3 protein-coding genes and 1 pseudogene are annotated in these 4,314 nt (G+C 68.3%); 1 reads left to right on the forward strand and 3 read right to left on the reverse strand.

Features of this window, described 5'->3' with window-relative positions:
- Window positions 1–331 (forward strand): annotated as a pseudogene (locus JWQ05_RS11610) (L-asparaginase); the annotation flags it as partial.
- Window positions 332–383: 52 nt separating this feature from the next.
- Here the strand turns inward: JWQ05_RS11610 and JWQ05_RS11615 are convergent.
- The 3 genes from JWQ05_RS11615 to JWQ05_RS11625 form a co-directional block, all read right to left on the reverse strand.
- On the reverse strand, window positions 384–1,304 hold the full coding sequence (locus JWQ05_RS11615) for a bestrophin family protein (RefSeq protein WP_299658602.1): 921 nt from the start codon (window positions 1,302–1,304) through the stop codon (window positions 384–386).
- A 76-nt stretch (window positions 1,305–1,380) separates the two neighbouring features.
- Window positions 1,381–3,354, reverse strand: coding sequence for an acyl CoA:acetate/3-ketoacid CoA transferase (locus JWQ05_RS11620; protein WP_299658603.1), 1,974 nt, complete (start codon window positions 3,352–3,354; stop codon window positions 1,381–1,383).
- A 372-nt stretch (window positions 3,355–3,726) separates the two neighbouring features.
- Window positions 3,727–4,314 (reverse strand): response regulator (locus JWQ05_RS11625; RefSeq protein ID WP_299658604.1); only part of this gene is annotated, 588 nt, incomplete at its 5' end.

Below are 4,314 nucleotides of genomic sequence, written 5' to 3' on the forward strand. Positions count from 1 at the left end.
GTACGGCTCGGGCAACATGCACCCGGAGCCTTACACCACCGCCGTGTCGGGCGGCGCCAAGGCGATCATCCATGCGGGCACCGGCAACGGCTCGGTCGCCGGCTACCTCGTCGACACCCTGAAGGACCTCCGCTCCAAGGGCGTGCAGATCATCCGCTCGTCGCGCGTCGGCGACGGCTTCGTCCTGCGCAACGCCGAGCAGCCCGACGACAAGTACGACTGGGTGGTGGCCCACGACCTGAACCCCCAGAAGGCCAAGATCCTGGCCGCCGTGGCGCTCACGAAGACGCAGGACACGAAGGAACTGCAGCGGATCTTCTGGGAGTATTGAGCCGAGGTTCTCCGACCCGGCGGGTCTCGGGCTTAGCCCCGAGACCCGGGGATCACGTCAACAGAAACCGCTCGGGCTCCAGCGGCGGCGGGGCCGTCTCGCCGAGCGCGTCGAGGACGATGCCGTCGATGGTGTGCAGCAGGGCGTCGAGGGGCAGGTCGTTCGGCGCCAGCCCGAAGGGTTCTTCCAACTCGTCGCCGAGCGCATCGAGGCCGAAGAAGGTGTAGGCCACGAGGGCGGCCGCCACCGGTGTCGCCCAGCCGAGGGAGGCCGCCAAGCCGAAGGGCAGGAGCAGGCAGTAGACCCAGGCCGTCCGGTAGAGCAGCAGGGTATAGGCGAAGGGCAGCGGCGTGTTCTGGATGCGCTCGCACACCACCTGAACCTGCGCCAGGGCCGCGATCTTGTGCTCCAGGGCGGCCAGGAGCACGTCCGTCAGGGCATTCCGGCGATAGGCGTCCGCGCATTCGGCGGTGAGCCGGGCCAGCACCGCGTCCGGCGCGCTCGGATGCTTCGCCAGCATCGCGGCCTCGTCCGCCGGGAGCCAGGCGACAGCCGCCGCGGCCGGGTCCCCGCCCCGCAATTGGGCGTGCAGGGCGTGCGCGAAGGCCGAGAGCCGCCGAAGGGTCCGGCCGCGCAAGGCGGCCTCGGATTCGGCCGGCAACAGGGCGTTGACGAGCCGGGCGAGCCCGCGCGTCTCCACCACGAGGCTGCCCCAGGCCCGGCGGCCCTCCCACCAGCGGTCGTAGCAGGCGCTGTTGCGAAAGCTGAGGAAGATCGACAGGGCGATCCCGATCAGCGTGAAGGGCCCGACCCCGGCGGTGATCGGAAACGCCTCGGGCCAGCGCCGCTCCACCGCCACCACGACGACGGCGACGAACGTGATGCCCAGCACCTTCGGCGCGACCTGCGGCAGGATCGAGCCGCGCAGGGTGAACAGGACGTCGAACAGGCTCGGACGCGAACGGACGATCATCGGGCCTGTCTATCCCGGAATGCGGCGGCATCGGCAAGCGCCGCCGGCACCAGACCGCGCCGCCGGTCCTGAGGGTTCAGGCCGCCGAGGCGATGGCCGTGGAGGCCCGTCGGACCTTGCCGGCGCCTTCGAGGAAGGCGTGGGCGTCCTCCTTGCGCTCAAAGACGTGGGGGGCGAGGCCGCGGCGGTTCAGCGCCTCCTCCATCTTCAGGCGCAGGAAGGCGCTCGTCGCGTAGCGGGTGGTGGTGAGGTAGTAGTTCGCCTGCAGGTATTGGATCATGTGCGCGTAGTCGTCGTAGAGGTTCTCGTTGATGCGGAACCCGTCGTGGTTGACCACGGTGTTGACCCGCTGCCCGGCCTTCTTGCAGGCCCCCACCAGCACCAGACGCAGGTCGTCGAGATCGCTCTTGGCGCGGGCGTGCCACCCCTCCATATTCACGAACAGGATGTTGCGCTCGGAATCGTAGCTCACCCGCTCGGCGAGGTTCAGGTTGAGGAGGTCGGCGAGCAGTTCCATCGGCTCGTCGCGGAACAGGCGGGCGTCCATCGGCATCGGCTGCTTGATGATCGGCCGGAAGCCCATGTGGGGCAGGATGTCCCGTTCGATGTCGATGCCGGGCGCCACCTCGATGAGTTCCAGGCCCTCGTCGGTGAGCTGGAAGACGCAGCGCTCGGTGACGTAGATCACCGGCTGCGCCCGCATCTGCGCGTAGCGCCCGCTGAAGGTGATCTGCTCGACCTGGGGCAGGAACTTCTGGGAGCGTCCTTCCGTGACGATCCGGAGCTTGCCGTCCTCGATCGCCGTCTCCAGGCCGCCCACCGTGAAGGTGCCGGCGAAGACCACGGAGCGGGCGTTCTGGCTGATGTTGATGAAGCCGCCGCAGCCGTTGAGTCGCCCGCCGAACATGCTGGTGTTGACGTTGCCGTGCTGGTCGCACTCGGCGAGCCCCAGGCAGGTCATGTCGAGGCCGCCGCCGTCGTAGAAATCGAACATCTGGTTCTGGTCGATGACGCAATCGGCGTTCGTCGCCGCGCCGAAGCTCGACCCGGAGGCGAGCACGCCGCCCACCGCGCCGGCCTCGGTGGTGAGCGTGATGTAGGGGGTCACCTTCTCCTCGTTGGCCACCGCCGCGATGCCCTCTGGCGCGCCGACCCCGAGATTGACGACGCCGTTCGGCGGCAGTTCGAAGGCGGCGCGGCGCGCGATGACCTTGCGGGCGTCGAGGGGCATCTTCTTCATGCCGCTGACCGGTACGCGGATCTGCCCGGCGAGCGCCGCGTCGTGCTGCACGCCGTAGTTCATGCGGTGCATCTCGGGCTCGGCCAGCACCACGCAATCCACCAGGATGCCGGGAACGCGCACGTCCTTGGGCAGCAGGAAGCCGTCATCGACGATGCGCTCCACCTGCGCGATGACGATGCCGCCGTTGTTGCGCGCCGCCATGGCCTGCGCCAGGCAATCGAGGGTCAGCGCTTCCTTCTCGAAGGAGATGTTGCCCGACGGGTCGGCCGAGGTGCCGCGGATGAAGGCGACGTCGATCTTGGTGGCGGTGTAGAACAGCCACTCCTCGCCATCGACCTCCACGAGCTTGACGATCTCGGCCTCCGTCACCGTGTTGACGCGCGCGCCGCCGTGGCGCGGATCGACGTAGGTGTGCAGGCCCACCTTCGAGAACAGGCCCGGCTGGCCGGCGGCGCAGGCCCGGTAGAGCTGCGAGATCACGCCCTGCGGCAGGTTGTAGCCCAGGATCCTGTTCTCCTGCGCGGCCTTGGCGACCTTCGGCATGCGGCCGAAATTGGCCGCGATCACGCGTTTCAACAGGCCCTCGTGGTGCAGGCGGCCGGTGCCGAGGCCTTTGCTGTCGCCGGCGCCCGCCGTCATGATCAGGGTGAGGTCGCGGGGCGCGCCGGTGTCGACGAAGCGCTTCTCCAGGGCGGCGTGCAGCGCCTCCGGAATGCAGCTCTGAACGAAGCCCGTCGTGGTGACCACGTCGTTGTGCCGGATCAGCGCGATCGCCTCGCCGGCCGTGATGACCTTATTTTTCTTCATGAACCGGGTCTTCCTCCGCGCTCCCCATAGGCGCCCCCGCAGTGCCGGTATTATCCTGCCGCGCGGGAGCGAATGGGGACAGTCTTGTTCTCGCGCGAGAGCGTAATGAGCCAACGGAAGCTTCGCAAGTGCGCGTCTTTCGTCGCTGCAGCGCAATCTGATCTTGGTGCAATGCACATTTCGCAGCGATCCTCAAATCAATCTGTACGCCATGATCAAAAAGTTTTGGCACAGAGTGGACGAGAGACATGAATCTAGGAATTTTGCCTCACGAAACGCTCGGATTATTCAAAATACTATTTGCGGCCACGCTCGCCCATGGACCACCGACCTTCCGAGGTTGCACCGTGGTCGCGGAGACGCCGTATTCTTTCACGCCAGCATGTAGGTGAGGAGCGCCCGCAGCTGGGCGGGGCGGACCGGCTTGTGGATCAGCTGCGCCCCGAGGGCGGCCACCTGTGCCTCGATCTCGGGCGCGTGGTCCGCCGTCGTGACGATGACGGGCAGGCGGAATCCGGCCCGTGCCCGAAGATGAGCGGCGACCTCCAGGCCGCAGGCGCCGTTGTCCAGGTGGTAATCGAGCACGAGGAGGTCGGGCAGGGCCATGCCGGCGGCGAGCGCCGCCTCCACGCCCGCCAGATCCCGGTGGATGCGGACCTCGGCGTCCCAGGCACGCAGGAGTCGCTCCAGGGCGTCGGCTGTGCCTGGGTCGTTCTCCACCACGAGGACGCGCGCGCCCGTCAGCCGCGTCACAACGGGCGCCACAGGTGCCGCCTGTTCGGGAGCGACCAGGCTGACGGGCAGGGTCAGGGCCATGCGGGTGCCGTGCCCGACCCGCGAGGCGAGTTCGACGGGGTGACCGAGGGCGAAAGCCATCCGGCGCACGATGGACAGGCCGAGCCCCAGCCCCGGCTCGCCGCCCTCCCCTTCCGCGCCGCCCCGGAAGAACTCCTCGAAGAC

It is taken from the genome of Methylobacterium sp. (genome assembly GCF_028290105.1).
Taxonomy (GTDB): domain Bacteria; phylum Pseudomonadota; class Alphaproteobacteria; order Rhizobiales; family Beijerinckiaceae; genus Methylobacterium.